Origin of the sequence: Kineococcus gypseus, assembly GCF_050871305.1 — a bacterium.
Classification (GTDB): domain Bacteria; phylum Actinomycetota; class Actinomycetes; order Actinomycetales; family Kineococcaceae; genus Kineococcus; species Kineococcus gypseus.
Window position 1 is genome coordinate 15,009 of record NZ_JBJLRD010000009.1, and the last position, 19,672, is coordinate 34,680.

Genomic DNA, 19,672 nt, shown 5'->3' on the forward strand with positions numbered 1-19,672 from the left:
GGAGCCGCCGTGACGCTCGAGCCCCCGCGCCACCCGCCCGCCGCCCCCGCGGGCCCCGACGCCCCGGACGGCCCCGCCGCCCCGTCGGCGACCTGGCGGGTGCCGCCCGCCGGCGAGCCCCTCGTGCGCGGGCGCGCCGGCGGCCCGCTCACCGGGGTGCGCGTGGCCGTCAAGGACGTCCTGGCCGTCGCCGGCCACCGCACCGGCGCCGGGGTGCCCACCTGGTGCGAGCGCGCCGCCGTGCAGCCCCGCCACGCCGCCGCGCTGCAGTTCCTGCTCGACGCCGGCGCCGACGTGGTGGGCATCGCGCAGACCGACGAGCTGGCGTTCTCGCTCATGGGCGCCAACGCCCACCACGGCACCCCGCCGAACCCGGCCGCCCCCGGCCACCTGCCCGGCGGTTCCACCAGCGGCCCGGCCTCCGCGGTCGCCGCCGGCCGGGCCGACGTCGGCCTGGGCACGGACACGGCCGGCTCCCTGCGCGTGCCCGCCTCGTGGTGCGGCCTGCACGCGCTGCGCCCCACGCACGGGGCGGTGCCCACCGCCGGGGTGCTGCCCCTGGCGCCCTCCTTCGACACCGTCGGGGTGCTCGCGCGCGACGCCGCGCACCTGCGCGCCGCCGCCGGCGCGCTGCTGCCCGCCGGGGCGGCACCGCGCCCGGCCGCGCTGCTGCACCTGCCCGCCCTGACCGCGCTCGCCGGGCCGGCCACCGCCCGCGCCGTCGAGGCCGCCGCCCGCGACCTCGCCCGGCGCACCGGCCTGCCCCTGCGCGAGCTCGACGAGCCCGTCGCGCCCGCGGACGCCGCCGCGTGGACCGCGGCGTTCCGCACCGTGCAGGCGGCCGAGGCGTGGCGCGCGCACGGGGGTTTCGTCGAGGCCCACCCCGGTGCGCTCTCCGCGCCCGTGGCGGCCCGCTTCCGCGCCGGGCGCGACGTCGGCGCGCACGAGGAGGCCGCCGCGCGCGCCGTGCTGGCCGCGCGGCGGGAGTGGCTGGCCGGCCTGCTCGCCGGGGACGGCGACGAGGCGGGGCTGCTGTGCCTGCCCGCCACCGCCGGCCCCGCCCCGCGCGCCGACGCCGCGGCCGGCGAGCTGGAGGCGGCGCGCGCCGCGACCCTGACGCTGACGTCGCTGGGGTCCCTGGCGGGCGTGCCGGTGCTCGCCCTGCCCGCGCCCCGCGTCGGTGCCCTGCCCGTCGGGCTGGCCGTGGCCGCGCCCGCGGGCGCCGACCGCGCCCTGCTGGAGCTGCTCCCCGCGGACCCGCGCTGACCGACCGGTCGCCCGACGTGACGGCGAGGAAACACAGGAGAAACACAGGGAGAGGATGGTGCGCGGGGCACGGCCGAGCCCGTGCCACCCGTGTCCCCGAGGGCAGGAGCTCACCCCGATGAACAGGTCGCGCCTGACGGCGCTGATCGCCGCGCCCCTGGCGACCGCCGCGCTGGTCGTCCCCGCCGGCACCGCCAGCGCCTTCACCTACGTCACCGACGCCGACGGCACGTCCTGGGGCATCCAGGACTCCGCGCCCCCGGGGACGGACACGGGCAGCGTCCGGGCCACCCAGACCGGCACCGGCGTCGAAGCGCCGTACTCCACGATGCTCAACGGCTACGGCGGCATCCGGGTCAGCGTCGACTCCGGGCGCCGGCACCGCTTCGACGGCGAACTGCTGCGCGGTTTCGGCCTCGTCGAGCGCGGGACCGGCCGGTTCGAGAGCACTCGGTCGGTGGACCTCGGCGGGGTGCGCGTCTCGCGCACCGTCGACGTCCTGCGCGAGCGGGGTTCCGGCCGCTGGCTGGACACCTTCACCAACACCACCCGCGGTGCGCTGACCGTGCAGGTCGCCTTCGGCGGGCAGACCGGGTACGGCGCCACCGGTACCACCGCGAGCCGGGTCGTGACCACCTCCAGCGGGGACGCCGCGGTGGCCGCGGACGACGTGTGGACCGCCTCCGCCAGCGGCACCGAGGCCGGTGCCACCACCGGCGGGCCCACCGCCACCGTCACCGGCTCCTTCACGCGCACCGGGAACTGGCTGCGCGACACGTTCTCGCAGCCGATGGGCACCGAGGGGCACGCGGCGAACTTCCCCGCCTACGTGCACACCCTGACCCTCGCCCCCGGCGCCAGCGCCTCGCTGCTGCACTTCCTCGTCGTCGGTGAGCCCGTCACCCCCGACACGCTCGGCGCCGAGCTCGACGAGGTGGGCGCCGCGGCGGCGGAGCTGGCCGCCGAGCCGGTGCTCGAGGGGCTCTCGCGCGCGCAGGTCTGCTCGATCACCAACTTCGAGGACCTCTCCCCGGCGGCCGCCGGAGCGCGCCCGGGGCACTGCCGCGGGCGCGGCGCCGCACGGGTGCCGCAGCCGCCGGCCCCGCGCGAGCCCGCCGCGGTGACCACGTCCCCCTACGACGTGGTCGACAAGACGATCGCCGAGCTGCGCGCGGACCTGCGGGCCGGGCGCACCACCTCCGTGCAGATCACCCGGGCGTACCTGGACCGCATCGCCGCCTACGACGAGGGCCAGTTCGCGTTCAACGCCTACACCACCGTCGCCGCCGACGCCCTGGAGCAGGCGGCGGCCGCGGACTCCCGCCGCGCGGCCGGCGAGGACGGTGCGCTGCTGGGCATCCCCGTCGCGGTGAAGGACCTGTACGACACGAAGGACATGCCCACCACCAACGGCTCCCTGACGTTCGAGGGGTTCCGTCCCGCCGAGGACGCGTACCAGGTCGCGAAGCTGCGCGAGGCCGGGGCCGTCGTCATCGGCAAGGCCAGCATGGAGGAGTACGCCACGTCCGGGTCGTACTCCGACAGCGCCTACGGCACCGTGTGGAACGCCTTCGAGCCCTCCCGCTCGGCGCTGGCCTCCTCCGGCGGGTCCGCCGTGGCCACCGCCACCAGCATGGCGGCGGCGGCCCTGGGCTCGCAGACCGGGGACTCGCTGTACGCCCCGGCCACCGCGGCCAGCCTCGTGACCCTGCGCGGCACCGACGGCATGCAGTCCGACCGTGGCGTGATGCCGCTGGTGTGGCTGCAGGACTACGCCGGCGGCATGGCGCGCTCCGTCCCCGACCTCGCCGACCTGCTCAACGTCACCTCCGGAACCGACCCGCAGAACCCCGAGACCGCCGAGGCCGACGCCCACCGCCCGCAGGACTGGCGCAGCGTGCTGGACGCCGGGGCGCTGCGCGGCAAGCGCATCGGCCTGCTGCCCGCAGCCTGGGAGGACCCGTACGGCACCACGACCACGATCGAGGCGACCCGGGGCGCGCTGGAGCACCTCCGCACCGCGGGCGCGGAGGTCGTCGAGCTCGCCGAGGGCCCCGTGGCCCCGCAGCGGCCGGCGGTGGACGCCAACTGGGAGGGCTGGGCGCGCTACCTGGAGTCCCACCCGGAGCTGGGGTTCGACTCCCCGGCCGACGTGGTCTGCTCGCAGGACAAGCTGCCCTACACCCGCTACGCGCCGGAGTTCTGCGAGGGCAAGCAGCGCATGACCGAGGCGGAGGTCGCCGCCTGGCGCGGCTACCGGGCGCAGTACAAGGCGAACATCGCGGCCTGGATGGACGAGCAGGGCGTCGACGCCGTGGTGTACCCGGGGTTGCTCTCGGAGATCAGCCTGAACGACGGCGGCGGGAACCGTTCGAGCTTCGGCCGCCGCGACACCCCCTCGGGCGGCTCCGGCGTGCCGACCGTCGCCGTCCCGGCGGGGGTGGACGCCAACGGCGCCCCGGTCAGCCTGCAGCTGATGGGACGCGCGTGGGCCGACGCCGACCTGATCGGCATGGCCTACGCCTTCGAGCAGGTCGCCGACGGCCACGTCGCCCCCACCACCGCCCCGGCGCTGCGCCGGGCCTGCCCACCCGGGCGCGGGCACGGCGGGCACGGCCACCACGACCGGCGCGACCACCGGTGGTGCGCCCGCCCGGTGCGCTGACGCCCGCTCGCGCGCCCCGCCGTCCGCGCGGACGCCGCTCCTGCGGCGCCCGCGCGGACGGCGCGCCCGGTCGCGGTGCTCCGCGCCTCAGACCCCGCCCCCCACCTCCAGCGCGGTGCGCACGCCCCACAGGTAGTCGTGCGGGCGCTCCCACGCCGCGAAGTGCCCGCCGCGCTCGTGCTCGCGCCAGGCGACCACGTCGAAGAACCGCTCGGCGAAGCGCCGCGGTGCGTTGACGAGGTCGCGGGGGAAGAGCGTGACGACCGTGGGGACCTCCACGCGCGGCCAGCCCCTCGCGCCACCGGCGGCGTAGGGCGTGAACGAGGTGCCGATGCAGCCGGTGAACCAGTACGCGCTCACCCACGTCAGCGCCTCGTCGAGGCTGAAGACGTCGGTCAGCGAGCCGTCGCCGTCGCTCCAGCGCAGCAGCTTCTCCACGACCCACGCCGCCAGCCCGGCGGGGGAGTCGCCCAGGCCCACCGCGAGGGTGTTCGGGCGCGTGGACTGCTCGTGCATGTACGCGCCCTCGGCCGCCTGCCAGCGGGCGCCGCGGGCCGCGTACGCGCGCTCCTCGGCGTCGAGGTCCTGCGGCGGGTCGTGCAGGAAGTGGTGCTGCGAGACGTCGGTCAGGTGCAGCGCGGAGACGAGCCCGGAGTGGCGCGCGGCCAGCGCCTCGGCGACGTCGCAGCCCACGTCGCCGGCGGAGACCACGCACCGCTGCACGCCCAGCTCGGCCAGGGCGTCCGCGACGGCGTCGGCCGCCGCCACCGGCGGCAGCCCGCCGCCGGGCACCGGCGCGGCGAACGGGTAACCCGGCAGCGCCGGCACCACGACGGTCACGTCGCGCAGCAGCGGCAGGAGGCGCTCGAAGCGCAGCACGGAGTCGGGCCAGCCGTGCAGCAGGACGACGACCGGCGCGGGCCCGGTGCCGGCCGCGGGGGCGACGACCGCGCGCAGGGGGACGGCGGTGCGCTCGGTCCGCCACCACGGCAGGGCGGCGATGCGCTCCTCCTGCGCGGGCCAGTCGAACCCGTCGCGCCAGCGCGCGAGCAGCGCCTCGAGCAGCGGCGCCGGCACGCCGAGCCCGCCCGACGGCGTGCCGGTGAGCTGCACGCTCGGCACCCGGCGGTACCGCTGCAGCCGCTCGCGCAGGTCGTCGACGGCCGCCGGGTCGGTGCGGGCGAGGGCGTGGGGCCTCACGGGGACACCACCCCCCGGCCGGGGCGCCGCGGCGGGCCGGCCGGCGCGCGCGAGGTGCCGGCGCCGGAGGTGGTCGGGTGCTCCAGGGGAATCGACACCGTTGAACGGTATTGCCGGTGTCGGCACCCGTCAACACCACTGACGTCGTACAGTGGTGTCGTGCTCGAGACCGCGCCCGCCGACCCGACCGGGCCCGCGGGCGCTCCCGCGGGTGGGCTCGACCTCGTCGAGCGGTTCCTCAACACCCTCGACGAGCGCACCTTCCACCGGCACGGGCAGCAGCACACCCGCGCCGACGAGCTCACCTCGCCCGAGGCCCTCGACACCTGGCTGCGCGCGCACGGCCTGCCCGCGGGCGAGCGGGCGCCGGGTCCCGCCGAGCTGGCGGCCGCCCGCTCCCTGCGCGACGCCCTGCGCGCGGCGCTCACCACCGGGCTCGAGGCCGACGGCGGCGCCGGCTCCGGCTCCGGCTCCGGGGACGCCGCCGCGGCCGCGCGCGCCGCCCGGGCGCTGGCCGGCTTCCCGCTGCGCCTGGTGCCCGACCCCGCCGGCCGGTTGCGCCTGGGCGCCGGCACCGGCGTGCCCGGCCTGGACGCCGTCGTCGAGGCCGTCGCGGCCGGCGTGGCCGCGGGGCGCTGGGGCCGGCTGAAGCTGTGCGCTGCACCGGACTGCCGGTGGGCCTTCCACGACACCTCCCGCAGCGGCGGCGGGCGCTGGTGCTCGATGGGGGTGTGCGGCAACCGGCACAAGACGCGCACCTACCGCCGGCGCCGGGCGGACTGAGCGCGAGCGGCCCGCGGCCCCGGGTGCGGCGCTAGGTGCGGTCGCGCACCACGTGCACCGTGCCGCCGCCGGGCAGCAGGTCCAGCGGCCACGACGGCGACGGCGCCCGCTCCGTCGGCGGCAGCACCGCCAGGTGCCCCACCAGCGGCACGGGCCGCTGGGAGAAGTCGCGGTGGCGGTAGTTCAGCTCCAGCACCGGGCGCATCCACGAGCCGGCGTCGTCCAGCGCCTCGCGCACGCCGTCCTCGACCAGCGCCGGGTCGGCGAAGCCGTCGACCACGCAGTCGCACAGGTACGCCAGGTGCCCGATCTCGCCGAAGGTGAGCAGCCGGTCCCCGTCGAGCTCCTCGCGCAGCCCCTCGCCCATGGCGTCGTAGGCCGCGGAGCTGGCCCAGTTCGTCTGCACGGGCGCCACCCGCCACGGCAGGGCGCGGCCGAGGTCGACGACCAGCGCCGGCGCGAGCACCACCGCGGCCACCACCGCCGGCCCCAGCAGCGCCGCGGCCCGCGAGCCGCGGCGGTGCGCGGCGCGGCGCGGGGCGAGGGCGGCCACCGCCGCCACGGCGCCGATCGACCCGGACGCCAGCGCCGGCGCGTAGTACCAGTGGTAGGGCGGCACGACGATGAGCACCAGCGTGCCCCAGTGCGCCAGCCCCGCCAGCGTCAGCGCCAGCCACGGCAGCAGCCGGCGGCCCAGCACGGCCAGCACCACCAGCGCGGGCACCACCAGCGCCAGGGGGGCGAAGGCGACGACGGCGTCGTCGCCGTACAGCTCGATGAACCACGCGCGCCCGTTGGCGACCGACCACGGTCCCCAGCTGTGCTGCTGGCCCTTGATGACGAACGTGTCCGGCACGGCGGTGCCCAGGTGGAACCAGCTCCACGTCATCCAGCTCGCCGCCACGGCCAGCGCCACCGGCACGGCCACGTGCAGGCGGCGCAGCACCCCGGGGCTGAGCAGCGCCAGCACCGCGATCGAGGCGGCGGCGTCCATGCGCGTCAGGAACGCCGCTCCGGCCAGCACCCCGAAGACGACCGGGCGCCGGGCCGAGCCCGCCAGCGCCAGCGCGGCGAGCAGCACGACCAGCAGCAGGGACTCCATGCCCACCGCGCTGAGCAGCAGCGGGTTGACCAGCACCGCCGCCGCGGCCGCCGGCGCGGTCCACGCCGGCAGGCCCGTGCGGCGCGCCAGGGCGCCGAGCACGGCGGTGCCGGCCGCGGCCACGGCCACGTGCAGCACCCCCAGCGCCCACAGCGGCTCGCGCACCAGCGCGGTGACCCCGGCCAGCAGCAGCACCCACAGCGGCGAGGTGGCCGTCGCCGACGGCACGTCGCTCAGCAGCCCCCACGTGCCGTTCAGGGCGACGTTGCGCGCGTACGTCAGGGTGATGTACGAGTCGTCGATCAGCGCCCCGCGCGCGGTCCAGAAGGCGCCCGCGGCGAGCGCGGCGACGAGGAGCGGGCCCAGCGCCCTGGCGGACCGGAGCGCTGCGAGCACGCCGGGGAGGTTATCGCCGCGCGCCGTGCCCGCCGGGCGCTGCCGGCCCCCGACCGCCCCGCGCGGTGCACGACCACCCGACCGGCCGTGCCCCTGCACGCAGGGCGGTGCCGCGCTCACCGCGGCGCCGACTCCGCCGAGCGCACCCGGCTGCCGTCCAGCGGGCGCACCTGCTCGCCCGCCCGGGCGGCCCGCTCACCGGCCTGCTCGGCGCCGAGGCCGTGCAGCAGGCGGGTGACGTCCAGGCCGGTGGTGCGCCTGAGGACCTCCAGGGTCTCCTGCACGTTGGAGCCCACGGAGCGGCTGAGCGCCCCGGCGCCGTCGTTGGAGATGACGGTGAGGTCCTTGATGCCCGCGATGGGGCTGGCCAGCGCCTGCGCCAGCTCCGGCAGCACGTCCAGGGCGCGCTGGGTCAGCGCCGCCTCGCCGAACTCCTTCAGCGCCTGGGCCTCCTTCCGCAGCGCCTCGGCCTTGGCCGCACCGGTGGCCGAGATCGACTCCGCCTGCGCCTGCCCCTCCAGGCGCACCGCGTCGGCGTCGGCGGTGCGCCGCTGCAGCTCCGCCTGGGCGGCCAGCCGCACCCGGGCCGCCTCGGCCTCGGCGGACAGCCGCACCCGCTCGGCCTCGGCCTGCGCGGCGGCGACGGCGGCCTGCTGCTCGGCCTCGGCGGAGAGCACGCGCGCCGTCTTCTGCGCCAGCGCCTGCTGCTCGGCCTCGTAGCGGCGCGCGTCGGCGGGCTTGCGCACCTCGGTGTCCAGCTTGCGCTCGGTCAGCTCCGCCTGCCGCTGCGCGACGCGCTCCTGCTCCTGCAGGACCTGCTGCTGGGCGGCGGCCTCGGCCAGGCGACCGGCGGCGTCGGCCTCGGCGGCCGCCTTGTCCTGGTCGGCGCGGAACTGCGCCTGCTGCAGCGCCAGGTCGCGCTGGGCCTCGGCGATCTTGGCGTCGGACAGCGCCTTGGCCTGCTGCGCCTCCTGCGCGTTGTTGGCTTCGGCGATCTCCGCGGCGCGGCGGGCGTTGGCCGCCTCGGGCCGGCCCAGGTCCTTGAGGTAGTTGCCGTCGTCGCTGACGTCCTGGATCTGCAGCGTGTCCAGCACCAGGCCCTGGTTGTTCAGGCTGGTGACGGCCTCCTCCTCCACCTGGCGGGCGAAGGCGACGCGGTCGCGGATGATCTCCTCGACCGTCAGGGTGCCGATGACGCCGCGCAGGCTGCCGGCGAGGACCTCCTGCGTGAAGGGCTCGATCTCCTTCTGCTGCTGCAGGAAGCGCTGGGAGGCGGCGCGCACGAGGTCCTCGGTGCCGCCGACCTTGACGATGGCCACGCCGTCGACGTTCAGGCGGATGCCCTGGCGCGAGACCGCCCCGCGGATGGAGATGGGGATGCGCACCGAGGACAGCGACAGGCGGTGCGCCTGCTGCACGAGCGGCTTGACGAACACGCCCGCGCCCATGACGACCTTCTGCCCGGACAGGTCGGTGCTCACCTCGCCCGTCTGCGGGTTGGTGACCGGCTTGCCCTTCTTGCCGACGATGATCAGCGCTTCGGACGGGCTGGCGATCTTGTAGCGCGTCTTGACGGCGACGAGCGCCACCAGCGCCAGGACGACGAGCGCCCCCACGACGACGAGGGCGGTGACGGCGGTGTCCATCTCGCTCCGATCCCGGCCGTGCCGCGGCCGCGCGCTGCGGGACCGCTCCGGCCCCGTCGGCGCCGGCGCACGCCCGCTGGGTCGACGACGCCGACCGGGCTGCCCGACGCACCCGCTCCGACCCTAGCGGCACGCCCCGCCGCGGGGAGCGGCTCCGGCACGCCCGCCGGCACGCCGGACCAGCACGCCGGACCAGCACGCCGCACCAGCACGCCCCGCGCGGTGGGCGCGCGCCGCCCGTGCCATGGTCGGGGGGTGAGCGGGGGAGCCGGGGACGGGGACGGGGCGACGGTGCGGGTGCACCTGCTGGGGGTGCCGCTGCGCTCGCGCGAGCGCCTGGGCCGGCACGTGGAGGGCCTGCTGCGCGAGCTGGCCCTGGTGCGGATCAGCGGGCAGCGGCCGGCGAGCTCGCTGCCGGCGCGCCTGCTGGAGCTGGCCGGTGAGCTGGAGACCACCTACGCGCCCCAGCGGGCCCTGCCCACGCGCGCGATGGAGGAGGCGCTGGCGGCCGGGCGGGAGTTCCTCGACGTCGCCTACGACGCCGCACCCGGTTCGGCCGGGTACGTGCGCGACCTGCTGGACGTGCTGGAGGAGGCCGACGGGTTCTGCCGCTCCGAGCAGCTGCTGACGCTGCCGGCGCCCGAGGAGCTGGTGGCGCTGCGCCGCTGGGTGTTCGGGGAGTTCCTCGCCCAGCTCGCCGGCGCCGAGCCGCGTTCCTGGCACGGGCCCTCGCAGCGCGGGGCGCCCGAGGAGCCGGAGCCCGCGCTGCCCCCGCTGCCCGCGCCCCTCGAGACGACCGCGCCCGGCCCGGGCGCCGCGGCGGACGGCCGGCTGGTCGGCGCCCCGCTCGTGCTGGACTCCGTGGCCAGCGCCGTGGGCACCGCCCGGCGCCACGTGCGCCGGGCGCTGGCCGAGCTGGGCGCGCCGGAGCTGGAGGGCTCGGCGGAGCTGGGCGTCTCGGAGCTGGTGACCAACGCGGTGCTGCACGCGCGCACCGCGTTCTCCGTGGCGGTGCGCGTCGGCGAGGACGGCCGGGTGCGCGTGGAGGTCTCCGACAGCTCGCCCGTGCCGGTGCAGGTGCGCCGCCCGGGCGCCTCGGCCACCACCGGCAGGGGCCTGCAGCTGGTCGCGTCGGTGTCCACCGGCTGGGGCGTGCAGGTGCGCTCCGAGGGCGACGGACCGGGCAAGACCGTGTGGTTCGAGCCGCGCGCGGAGCGCGGCGGGCGCCCGGACGAGGACGCCGGCGAGGCGGTGGACGCCACCGCGTGGGCCGCGGACGTCGCCGAGCTCCTGCAGCCCGGCGCGGGCACCGCCCCGCGCGAGGGGTGAGCGCGGGAGCGCCTCGGGACGAGCCGGTCGGCGGCCCGGTCCCCGGCCCGGGCGTCAGCCCGGCGCCCGCCCCCGCCGCCCCCCGCCCGGCACCGCGGCCGGGCCCGGCAGCCGGCGCCGGGCCGGGCGGCGCGCGGCCAGCGCCCCGGTGAAGCGGTCCAGCAGGATGGCCAGCAGCACCACGGCCAGGCCGCCCTCGACGCCGGTGGCCACGTCGAGCTGGGTCACCGCGCGCACCACGACGGCCCCCAGGCCGGCGGCGCCGCTCAGGCCGGCGACGACGACCATCGACAGCGACAGCATGATCACCTGGTTGACGCCCGTCATGATCGAGGGCAGCGCCATCGGCAGCTGCACCCCGCGCAGCACCTGCCCGGGGCGGGCGCCGAAGGCGTGCGCGGCCTCGACGACCTCGCGGTCGACGTGGCGGATGCCCAGCTCCGTCAGCCGCACCGCCGGCGCCAGCGCGAACACGGCCGTGGCCACCACCCCGGGCACCACGCCGACGCCGAAGAAGAACACCGCCGGGATCAGGTAGACGAACACCGGGGTGGTCTGCATGAAGTCCAGCACCGGGCGCAGCACGAGGCTGACCCCGCGGTGCCGCGCGGCCAGCACCCCCAGCGGGATGCCCACGGCGATCGCGGCGGCGGCCGCCACCAGCACCAGCGACAGGGTCTGCACCGTCTCCTCCCACAGGTCCAGGGAGAGCACCAGCCCCAGCGCCACGGCGGTGCCCACCGCCAGGCCCCAGCCACGCACGAGCAGGCCCGCCAGGGCCAGCAGGACCACCCACACCCACGCGGGCGGGGCGCTCAGCGCCGCGGTCAGGGCGTCCACGACGGCCTCCACCGCCGCGGAGACGCCGTCGAAGAGCCAGGGCGCGACGAGCAGGAGCCGGTCGACGAGGTCGGAGACCCACTGCCCGACGGGGATGCGTGGCACGTCAGCTCCTCGTGGAGGTCGCGGGGGCCGCACCGGCGGCCCGTCCGCCGGTCCGTCCGCCGGTCGGGCCGTCGGTCAGGTCGACGGTGGTGGGGGGCGCGGCCGGGGTGGCGGCCAGGGCGTCCAGGACGGCCGCGCGCGGCACCACCCCCAGCAGGCGCGAGCGCTCGTCCACGACGGCCAGCGGCACCGGGTGCCGGCCCAGCAGCGCCAGCAGGTCGATGAGCGGGCGCTCCGGCGGCGTGGTGACGTGGTGCGCCACGAGGTCCCCGGCCCGCACGGTGGTGCGGCCCTCGGCGGCCGCGCGCGCCAGCGCCTCGTCCAGCGCCACGCCGACGATGCGGCGCTCGCCGTCCAGGACGTACGCGCCGGTGGCCTCCGCGGCGCCCAGGGCGCGCAGCACGTCGGCGACCGGGTCGCCCAGGCGCACCGTCAGGCGCGGTTCGCGCAGGACGTCGCCGGCGGTCAGCACGCGGGTGCGGTCCACGTCGGAGACGAAGTCGGCGACGTAGGCGTCGGCGGGCGCGGAGATGATCTGCGGGCCGGTGCCCAGCTGCACCGCGCGCCCGTCCTTCAGCAGCAGGATCCGGTCGCCCAGGCGCATCGCCTCGTTGAGGTCGTGCGTGATGAACACGACGGTCTTGCGCAGCTCGGACTGCAGGCGCAGCAGCAGTTCCTGCATGTCGCGCCGGATGAGGGGGTCCAGCGCGGAGAACGGCTCGTCCATGAGCAGCACGCTGGTGTCGGCGGCCAGCCCGCGCGCCAGCCCGACGCGCTGCTTCATGCCGCCGGAGAGCTGCTCGGGCAGCGCGTCGGCGCGGTCCAGCAACCCCACCGTCTCCAGCGCCCAGTCGGTGCGCTCGCGCTGCTCGGCCGCGCTCGCGCCGCGCACCGCCAGGCCGTAGGCGGCGTTCTCGCGCACCGTGCGGTGCGGGAAGAGCGCGAAGTGCTGGAACACCATGCCGACCTCGCGGTTGCGCAGGTGGCGCAGCTCCGCGGCGCCGGCCGAACCCAGGTCGCGCCCGCCGACCTCGACGGACCCGGCCGTGGGTTCGACGAGCCGGTTCAGCAGGCGCACCAGCGTCGACTTGCCCGAGCCCGACAGGCCCATCACCACGAAGAACTCCCCGCGCTGCACGGTGAAGCTCACGTCGTGGACGGCCACGGTGGCGCCGGTGCGCCGCTGGACCTCCGCGCGCCCGACGCCCTCGCGGGCCAGGCGCAGGGCCTCCTGGGCGCGCGCGCCGAAGACCTTCGTCAGCCCGGTGGCCCGCAGCGCGGGGACCTCGCTCACGCCCCGGCCACCCACGAGTCCACCGTCGAGCGGTTCTCCTCCACCCACGTGGCCGCGACCTCCTCGACGTCCTCGCCGTCGACGTCCACGGCCTTCTGCAGGGCCTCGACGTCCTCCAGGGGCAGGCGGAAGTCCTCCAGCAGCGCGGTGAAGCGCGGTGCCTGCTCCTGCAGCTCCTTGCTGGCGGCGATGTTGGCGCTGTAGGCGGGCATCGCGCAGGCGCCGTCGCCGGTGGTCAGGCAGCCGTCGGTGTACGGGGTGGGTTCCTCCAGCTGGACCATGTCGTACTGCGCGAAGACCGCGTGCGGGTGGTACAGGTACAGCACGATCGGCTCCTCGCGGCCGTAGGCGCGCTCCAGCTGCGCCAGCTCGGCCGCCTCGCCGGCCACGACGTGCTCCAGCTCGATCCCGTACCCCTGCAGACGCTTGGTGTTCTGCTCGGTGGTGACGTACCCGGGGTCGGCGTCGTAGAACTTCCCGCCGAGCTGCTCGGCGTAGTCGTTCAGCTGGGTGACGCTGCGCAGGCCCTCCAGCTCGCCGCCGGGCTCGACGGCGTAGCGCGGCACGAACCAGCCCTGGGAGGCGTTGCCGTACGTCTCGGAGACGATGTCGACCTGCTCGGCCGCCTCGTCGGCGAACGCCTGCTGGTTCGGCAGGGCGACCTCCGTCAGCAGGTCGACGTCGCCGCGCTGGGCGCCGGCCCACGCGGCGGCCGGGTCGAGCTGGGTGGTCTCCAGCTCCGCCACGCCCAGGTCGGGGTGGTCGGCGGCGATGCGCGCGAGGATCGCGTTGGTCAGGGCGGCGGCGCTCCAGCTGAACTGGGCGGTCTGCACCGTGATGCCCTCCTCGCCGGAGGCGCCGGTGGAGGAGTCCCCGCCGCAACCGGCGGTGGCCAGCGAGGCGGCCAGGGCGGTGGTCAGCAGGATCGATCGGGCGCGGGGTCGAGCGGGCGCGAAGCGCATGGTTCCTCTTCATCCGGGGTGCTCCCGCGACCCCGGGGTCCGCTCGGTGTTGCGGGGCCCCGGGGCGGGAGCGGGTGACGGGGTGGTGGCGCGGGTCCGGCCGGAGCGGGTCAGCCCACCACGGGACCGCGGGGCTCGTCGCCCCGCAGCGTGATGCGGTGCATGACGCGGCGCTGGTCGCCGTAGTCGCGGGTGGCGTAGTGCACGGTGGAGCGGTTGTCCCAGATCGCCACGTCGCCCACGGACCAGCGGTGGCGCACGACGTGCTCCGGCTTGGTGGTGTGCGCGTAGAAGAGGTCGAGCAGGTAGCGGCTCTCCGCGTCGGAGACCCCGGCGATGTGGGAGGTGAAACCCGGGTTGACGAACAGGCCCTTGCGGCCGGTCTCGGGGTGCACGCGCACCACCGGGTGCTCCACGGGCACCAGGGCGCGGAACCGCTCGCCCTCCCACGTCGTCTCGCGGCCCTGCCGCTGGGCGAGGTAGTAGCCGAACTCGCGGGTCCCGTCGTGCACCGCGGTGAGCTGGTCGGCCAGGCGCTGCACGGGGGCGCTGAGGGACTCGTAGGCCAGCTGCAGGTCGGCCCACTGGGTGTCCCCGCCCAGCGGCGGCAGCACCACGGCGCGCAGCACCGACCCCAGCGGCGGGCGGCGCACGAACGTCACGTCGGTGTGCCACACGTCGGCGAAACCGCCCTCGGCGCTGTCCAGCGCGTAGATCTCGGGGTGCTCCTCGTCCACGCCGGGAACCACCGGGTGCGACTCGGTCACGTCCCCGAAGCGCCGGCCGAAGGCCACCTGGCTGTCGGGGTCGAGGTCGTGCTGGCCGGGCAGGAAGAGCACCTTGTGCTCGGCCAGGGCGGTGCGCAGCGCCCGCACCTGCGCGTCGGTGGCGCGCGCGAGGTCGAGCCCGTGGACGCGCGCGCCGAAGGACGGGCCGAGCGGCTCGAGGTCGAGCGGTTCGAGGTCGAGGGGGGCGGGGGCCGGCTCGGCGGCGCGCGGGGCGGCGACGGGGGCGGGCGCGGCGGTGCTGAGGGTCATGGCTGTTCCGTTCGACGGCGCGGGGACGTGCGGGCGGCGGGTGCTGGGGGCTGTGCGCCCTCCACGGGCGCGTGCCGGGGGAGCGGCGCGGTGCGGCGGGTGGTGCCGCGGGTGGTGCGGGCCGGGGTCAGCGACAGATCGCGCTGGTGCACCGCATGAGGTCCACGTGCCATCGCGCGGTGAGGTGGCTGCTCGTCAGCGCCCGGGCGGCGCCGGACGGGGCGGGCTCCCCGAGGTGTGCGGACACGCGTTCCTCCATCGGTCCTGGCGGGAGCACCTGCCCTCACGGGTGGTTGCTGCGGCGTCGACGAGCCAGGTCTCTCAGCCGCTCTGGATGGTGCGCCGACGGTAGGAGGCGGCGCGGGTGGGCGTCAAGCGCAGCGCCGGGCGCCGTGGGAGGGTGGCCGCCGGGCCGCGCCGAGCACGGGCGGCGCCACGACCCCGGAGGAGCCCACCACGTCCACCCCCACCGCCGCGCGGGCCCGGGCGCGCCGCCGGCTGCCGCGCACCGCCGCGTTCGCCGTCGCGTGCGCCGCGCTCGTCCTGGTCTTCGCCTCGGCCGGCACCCCGATCCCGCACTACAACGACTACCGCGCCCGCGACGGGCTGACGAACGCCGACCTGACGGTCGCCACCGTCGTCTACCTCGCCGCGGCGGCCCTGTCGCTGCTGGTGCTCGGGCGCCTGTCCGACCACCTGGGGCGCCGGCCCGTGGGGGTGGCCGCGCTGCTCGGCTCCGCGCTGGGGCTCGCGGTGCTGCTGGACGTGGACGGGCTCGCCGAGCTGGCGGGCGGGCGGTTCCTGCAGGGGCTGTCCACGGGGCTGGCCTCCAGCGCGCTGGGCGCGCTCGTCGTCGACTCCGCGCCCGAGCGGCGCCGGTGGCTGCCCGCGGCGGTCACCGGCACCGCCCCGATGCTGGGCATCCCCGTGGGGGCGCTGGTCTCCGGGGCGCTGGTGGACCACGCGCCCGCGCCGCGCCAGCTCGGCTACGTCGTGGTGGGCGGCCTGCTGCTGGCGGCCGCCGCGCTGGTGGCGCTGAGCCCGGAGACGGTCCGCCGGACGACGGCGCGGCGCGCGGCCGCCTCGCTGCGCCCGCGCGTGCTGGTGCCGGCCGGGGCCCGGCGGGCCCTGCTCGTCGTGGCGGCGCTGGTGCTGGCCACCTGGTCCGTGGGGGGTTTCTACCAGGCGTTCGGGCCCTCGATCGCCCTCGACCAGCTCGGCTCGGGCGCGGCCCTGACGGCCGGTGCGGTGTTCGGCTCGTTCACCCTGCTCAGCGTCCTGGGCGGTCCGCTGGCGGCCCGGCTGCGCCCGGACCGGGCGGTGCGGCTGGGGGCGCTGGCCTACGCGCTGTGCTTCGCGGGGGTCCTGGCCGCCCTGGCCGCGGGGGCGGTCGTGCCCTTCCTCGCCGCGAGCCTGCTGGCGGGCGTGGCGCAGGGCGCCGCCCAGACGGCGGCCATGCGCAGCCTGCTGGCGCGCACCGCGCCGGCCGAGCGCGCCGGGTCGCTCTCCACGGTCTTCCTGCTCAGCTACGGCAGCGCCGCCGTCCCCGGGCTGCTCGCCGGGCGGCTGACCGGGGTGCTCAGCACGCCGCAGATCGCCGCCTGCCACGGCGTGCTCGTCGTGGTGGGGGTGGGTGCCGTGCTGGTGCTGGCCCGGCCCGCGCCGGGCGGGCGCTGACCCGGCCCCGCGGGGCCGGGCCGGCGCCCGGGGTGCTCAGAGCTTGAGGTTGGAGAGCAGGCCGCGCCCGACCTGCTCGGCCTTCTGCTGCTCGCCCTGCTGGGCGCCCAGGACCAGCAGCACGCCGGTCAGGGCCGGGATCGACCACTGCAGCACCTTCAGCCGGCGCTGGGCGGCGGCGATGTCGGCCGGGGTCTCCGGGGAGGGGTCCACGCCCGAGGCGGCCGGGGCGTGCGAGTCGGTGCCCAGCTTGGCGCCCTGCGAGCCGGAGTACGCGGTCACGCCCATCGCGGCCAGCGTCAGGGCCGCCTTGACGACGGTGTTGCCGCGGGTGCCGGCCTGCGCGGCCACGCGCCCGCGGTTGCCGAGGATCAGGCCGATGCCGCCGATGCTGTGCACGGCGATGGCGGCGGCGTTGACCGGCGCCCAGCGCGCCCAGCCGGCGGTGGCCACGTGGGTGCGGTCGCCCGGGTCGGACACGGCGGCCGAGGCGCCGTTGAGGCCGACGGCGCCGAACAGGGAGCCGCCGAACCAGGCCGCCAGGCCGAGGTCGTGCATGGAACGGATGACGGTCTGACGCTCGGACATGAGCACCCTTCCTCAGGACCTGCCCCGGCCCGCGGTCGCGGCGGGGACGAGGGGCCAGGCTCTCGCGGAAGGGGCGGGGGCGCTCGTCGGGAGCGGACGGCGCCGCTCAGGCCGGTCTCCCGGCGGCCGCGCTCCGCGGCTGCGGGTCCCGCAGCGGGCCGCGCCGCCCGATCAGCCACACCAGCAGCGCGAACGCGCTCAGGGCCGCGCCCGCGGTGCACACGGCCTGCCAGCCGCCCGCCGACCACAGCACCGTCGCGGCCGACGAACCGAGGGCGCCGCCGGTGAAGTTGCCCGTGACGAACGCGGTGTTCAGCCGGCTGCGCTGCCCGGGGGAGACGGCCAGCACCCGGGTCTGGTTCAGGACGTTCAGCCCCTGCACGGAGACGTCGAGCAGGACGACGGCGACCAGCACGAGCGCCGCGGAGCGGGCGCCGAGCGCGGCCACGACGAAGGAGACCAGCAGCAGGGCGCACGCGACGCCGGTCGCCGGCAGCGACCGGCCGCGGTCGTGCAGCCGGCCCACCCGCTGGGCGGCGACCGCCCCGGCCAGCCCGGCCAGCCCGAACGCGCCGATGACCTGCACGGGGTGCTCGAACGGCGGGGAGCTGAGCAGGAACGTCAGCGCCGTCCAGAACATCGTGAAGGTGGCGAACCCGGTGGCGGCCAGCACCAGCGTCCAGCGCACCGCGCGCTCGTGCACCACGAGCAGGCCCACCGAGGCGATCAGCGCGCGGTAGCGGGTGCGCGGGCGCGGCGGCAGCCGGGGGATCGCGCGGTGCAGCACCGCCGCCAGGACGACCGCGGCGACCGCGGCGGCGACGAACACCGCCCGCCACCCGGCGACGCCGGCGACCGCGCCGCTGACCGTGCGGGAGACGAGGATGCCGGTGAGCAGGCCGGCCACGACGGTGCCGACCACCCTGCCGCGCTCGGCGTCGCCGGCCAGGTCCCCGGCCAGCGGGGTGAGCAGCTGCCCGGCGACGGTGGTCGCGCCCAGCACGGTGGTCGCCACCAGCAGGAACGGCAGCGAGGGCGCGGCCGCGCACGCGGCCAGCGCCACCGCCGAGCACAGCAGCACCGCCGGCACGAGCCGGCGCCGGTCCAGCGCGTCGCCGAGCGGGACGACGAACAGGATCCCGAGCGCGTAGCCGAGCTGGGTGAGCGTCACCAGCCACCCCGCGCTGCTCGTGGGGGCGTCCAGGTCGCCGGCGATGAAGTCCAGCAGCGGCTGGGCCCAGTACAGGTTGCCGACGGCCAGCCCGCCGGCGACGGCGAACAGCAGCGTCAGCCCGCGGGTCATCGACCCCGGGCCGGGCGGGGGGTGGGTGCTCACTCCCCGAGCATGCCCGCCCCACCGGGCCCCGCAGCGCCGGCCCCCGCGGCGCCGGCCCGCTCGCTCAGCGCTTGCGCTCGATGACGAAGTAGTCGATCTCCAGGTGGCCGCCCGCCGTGGAGGCGATCGGCTCGTGGTTCAGCTCCGTCTCCACCTGCAGGCGCCACTGGTGCGGCGTGGTGGGCACGCTGCTGCCGGAGTACCGCGAGACCTCGCGCCCGTCGAGCGTGAACACCAGCAGCCCCCTGGTCCACTCGATGGCCGCGGTGTGCCAGGCCCAGTTCGAGGCGCCGTTGAACCAGTGCGCGTTCTCGTCCTCGCGCCCGGCGATCGTGCGGTGCACGAACCCCTGCTGGCGGCCGGTGAAGTCGCCCTCGGGGTAGTCGACCTCCCCCTCGGCCCACACGTCGGAGGAGGGCCACAGCATCGCGGCCATCTTGAAGCCGTTGGGGCTGGTGGAGCTGGTGACCCGGTAGCGCATCTCGAAGCGGTGCCCGGGCGTGGCGTTGAACCAGTCGTGCGGCACGATGACGTTGCCGGTGGGCACCCCGTCGACGACCCGGAAGTGGCAGTCGGCCACGGAGTCGTGCGCGCTCATGGTGGCGGCCGCGTTGTAGGCGCCGCGCCGGAAGGTGTCCTGCTTGACCGTGCTGTTGCCGTAGTCCTTCACCGCCGGGTACTTCGCCTGGAACTGCCCGCGCGCGGCGTAGGTGGTGAAGTCCTCGGCGTACACGCGCACCCACCCGGTGCGGGCGGTCGCGGGCATGGCGCTGACGGCCAGCGCGGCGGGCGCGGCCCGCGGGTCCCGCGCACCGGCGTGCCCGCGCTCCCCGCTGCCCACCGTGAACGGCACGGCGCCGCCCAGGGACCACGACCCGCCCAGCAGGTGGAAGGGTTCCGCCCGGTAGGTGCCCGCCTCCAGCTCGCCCAGGTCGGTGGTGAAGGTGCGCGGTGCGGCGCCCAAGGGCACGGCGGTGCGGCGGGTGGCGTCGTACGAGCTGCCGTCGGGGCGGGTGATGAGCACCCCGAGCACGTCGCAGGAGCGGTCCACGTCGCTGGACCAGCGCTCGGTGAGGCGGGTTCCGTCGACGGTCACGGTGGGGTGCACGGGCACGGGGGTCTCCTGGTCCGGTGGGTCCCACCGGTCCTGCGAACCGGTGGCCTGCAGCTGCGGTGCGTACGGGAACCGTGGGGATCGGGGACGTGCGAGCCGCCAGCCTGCCAGCGCCGCGGTCCCCGTCCCGCGGTGCCGTCAGGTCCGTGCCAGGTCCGGCGGGGGTGCGGTCGGGGCGGGTGGAACGCCCCGGACGGCCGGGGCGGTGGGGGCGCGCCGGGACCACCGCCGCGCCCGGCCCGCGGTGCGCCGAGGACGCGCTCGCGCCCCCGCACCCGGGGTGGCAGCGTGGGGCGCCGGCCGCCGGTCCACCACGCTGCGCCCCGCCGGTC

Annotated in this window: 15 protein-coding genes and 1 riboswitch; of the genes, 5 read left to right on the top strand and 10 right to left on the bottom strand. The window is 77.4% G+C overall.

What is annotated here, in order from left to right:
* The first annotated feature begins 9 nt into the window (after nt 1-9).
* Nucleotides 10-1,266, top strand: coding sequence for an amidase family protein (locus ACRYMN_RS04935; RefSeq protein ID WP_432492579.1), 1,257 nt, complete (start codon nt 10-12; stop codon nt 1,264-1,266).
* A gap of 118 nt (nt 1,267-1,384) precedes the next feature.
* Nucleotides 1,385-3,931, top strand: a complete 2,547-nt coding sequence (locus tag ACRYMN_RS04940) for an amidase (RefSeq protein WP_432492581.1) — start codon at nt 1,385-1,387, stop codon at nt 3,929-3,931.
* Nucleotides 3,932-4,018: 87 nt separating this feature from the next.
* On the opposite strand, the gene ACRYMN_RS04945 is transcribed toward ACRYMN_RS04940, so the two are convergent.
* Nucleotides 4,019-5,131 carry an epoxide hydrolase family protein gene (locus ACRYMN_RS04945; protein WP_432492583.1) on the bottom strand — a complete coding sequence of 371 codons (1,113 nt, stop codon included), beginning with the start codon at nt 5,129-5,131 and terminating at the stop codon, nt 4,019-4,021.
* A 159-nt stretch (nt 5,132-5,290) separates the two neighbouring features.
* On the opposite strand from ACRYMN_RS04945, the gene ACRYMN_RS04950 reads away from it, so the two are divergent.
* Nucleotides 5,291-5,914: a CGNR zinc finger domain-containing protein gene (locus ACRYMN_RS04950; RefSeq protein ID WP_432492585.1), complete on the top strand. Its 624-nt coding sequence runs from the start codon at nt 5,291-5,293 to the stop codon at nt 5,912-5,914.
* Between the two features lie 31 nt (nt 5,915-5,945).
* Here the strand turns inward: ACRYMN_RS04950 and ACRYMN_RS04955 are convergent, their stop codons facing one another.
* Nucleotides 5,946-7,412 (bottom strand): hypothetical protein, encoded by a 1,467-nt coding sequence (locus tag ACRYMN_RS04955; protein ID WP_432492587.1) that lies wholly within the window; start codon nt 7,410-7,412, stop codon nt 5,946-5,948.
* Nucleotides 7,413-7,528: 116 nt separating this feature from the next.
* A complete protein-coding gene (locus ACRYMN_RS04960) occupies nt 7,529-9,058 on the bottom strand; it encodes a flotillin family protein (protein WP_432492589.1) in 1,530 nt (509 codons plus the stop codon).
* A gap of 255 nt (nt 9,059-9,313) precedes the next feature.
* Between ACRYMN_RS04960 and ACRYMN_RS04965 the strand changes: the two genes are divergently transcribed.
* Nucleotides 9,314-10,387 (top strand): ATP-binding protein, encoded by a 1,074-nt coding sequence (locus tag ACRYMN_RS04965; protein WP_432492591.1) that lies wholly within the window; start codon nt 9,314-9,316, stop codon nt 10,385-10,387.
* Nucleotides 10,388-10,441: 54 nt separating this feature from the next.
* On the opposite strand, the gene ACRYMN_RS04970 is transcribed toward ACRYMN_RS04965, so the two are convergent.
* From ACRYMN_RS04970 to ACRYMN_RS04985, 4 genes are all read right to left on the bottom strand, one after another.
* Nucleotides 10,442-11,332, bottom strand: a complete 891-nt coding sequence (locus tag ACRYMN_RS04970) for an ABC transporter permease (protein WP_432492593.1) — start codon at nt 11,330-11,332, stop codon at nt 10,442-10,444.
* A gap of 1 nt (nt 11,333) precedes the next feature.
* Nucleotides 11,334-12,626 carry a quaternary amine ABC transporter ATP-binding protein gene (locus tag ACRYMN_RS04975; RefSeq protein WP_432492595.1) on the bottom strand — a complete coding sequence of 431 codons (1,293 nt, stop codon included), beginning with the start codon at nt 12,624-12,626 and terminating at the stop codon, nt 11,334-11,336.
* Nucleotides 12,623-13,588, bottom strand: a complete 966-nt coding sequence (locus ACRYMN_RS04980) for a glycine betaine ABC transporter substrate-binding protein (RefSeq protein ID WP_432492597.1) — start codon at nt 13,586-13,588, stop codon at nt 12,623-12,625. The genes ACRYMN_RS04975 and ACRYMN_RS04980 overlap by 4 nt, the downstream gene beginning before the upstream one ends.
* Before the next feature lie 110 nt (nt 13,589-13,698).
* Nucleotides 13,699-14,625, bottom strand: coding sequence for a TauD/TfdA dioxygenase family protein (locus ACRYMN_RS04985; RefSeq protein WP_432492599.1), 927 nt, complete (start codon nt 14,623-14,625; stop codon nt 13,699-13,701).
* 252 nt (nt 14,626-14,877) lie between these two features.
* Nucleotides 14,878-14,966: riboswitch (SAM riboswitch) on the bottom strand.
* A 202-nt stretch (nt 14,967-15,168) separates the two neighbouring features.
* On the opposite strand from ACRYMN_RS04985, the gene ACRYMN_RS04990 reads away from it, so the two are divergent.
* The gene (locus tag ACRYMN_RS04990) at nt 15,169-16,302 is read left to right on the top strand and encodes an MFS transporter (protein WP_432492735.1); all 1,134 of its coding nucleotides are present in this window, start codon (nt 15,169-15,171) and stop codon (nt 16,300-16,302) included.
* Nucleotides 16,303-16,338: 36 nt separating this feature from the next.
* Here ACRYMN_RS04990 and ACRYMN_RS04995 read toward each other — a convergent pair whose 3' ends face one another.
* The 3 genes from ACRYMN_RS04995 to ACRYMN_RS05005 all read right to left on the bottom strand — a co-directional run bounded on the left by ACRYMN_RS04995 (nt 16,339) and on the right by ACRYMN_RS05005 (nt 19,340).
* The gene (locus ACRYMN_RS04995; protein ID WP_432492601.1) at nt 16,339-16,890 is read right to left on the bottom strand and encodes a hypothetical protein; all 552 of its coding nucleotides are present in this window, start codon (nt 16,888-16,890) and stop codon (nt 16,339-16,341) included.
* A 106-nt stretch (nt 16,891-16,996) separates the two neighbouring features.
* Nucleotides 16,997-18,226, bottom strand: a complete 1,230-nt coding sequence (locus ACRYMN_RS05000) for an MFS transporter (RefSeq protein WP_432492603.1) — start codon at nt 18,224-18,226, stop codon at nt 16,997-16,999.
* 64 nt (nt 18,227-18,290) lie between these two features.
* A complete protein-coding gene (locus ACRYMN_RS05005) occupies nt 18,291-19,340 on the bottom strand; it encodes a LamG domain-containing protein (protein ID WP_432492605.1) in 1,050 nt (349 codons plus the stop codon).
* Between the last annotated feature and the right edge of the window lie 332 nt (nt 19,341-19,672).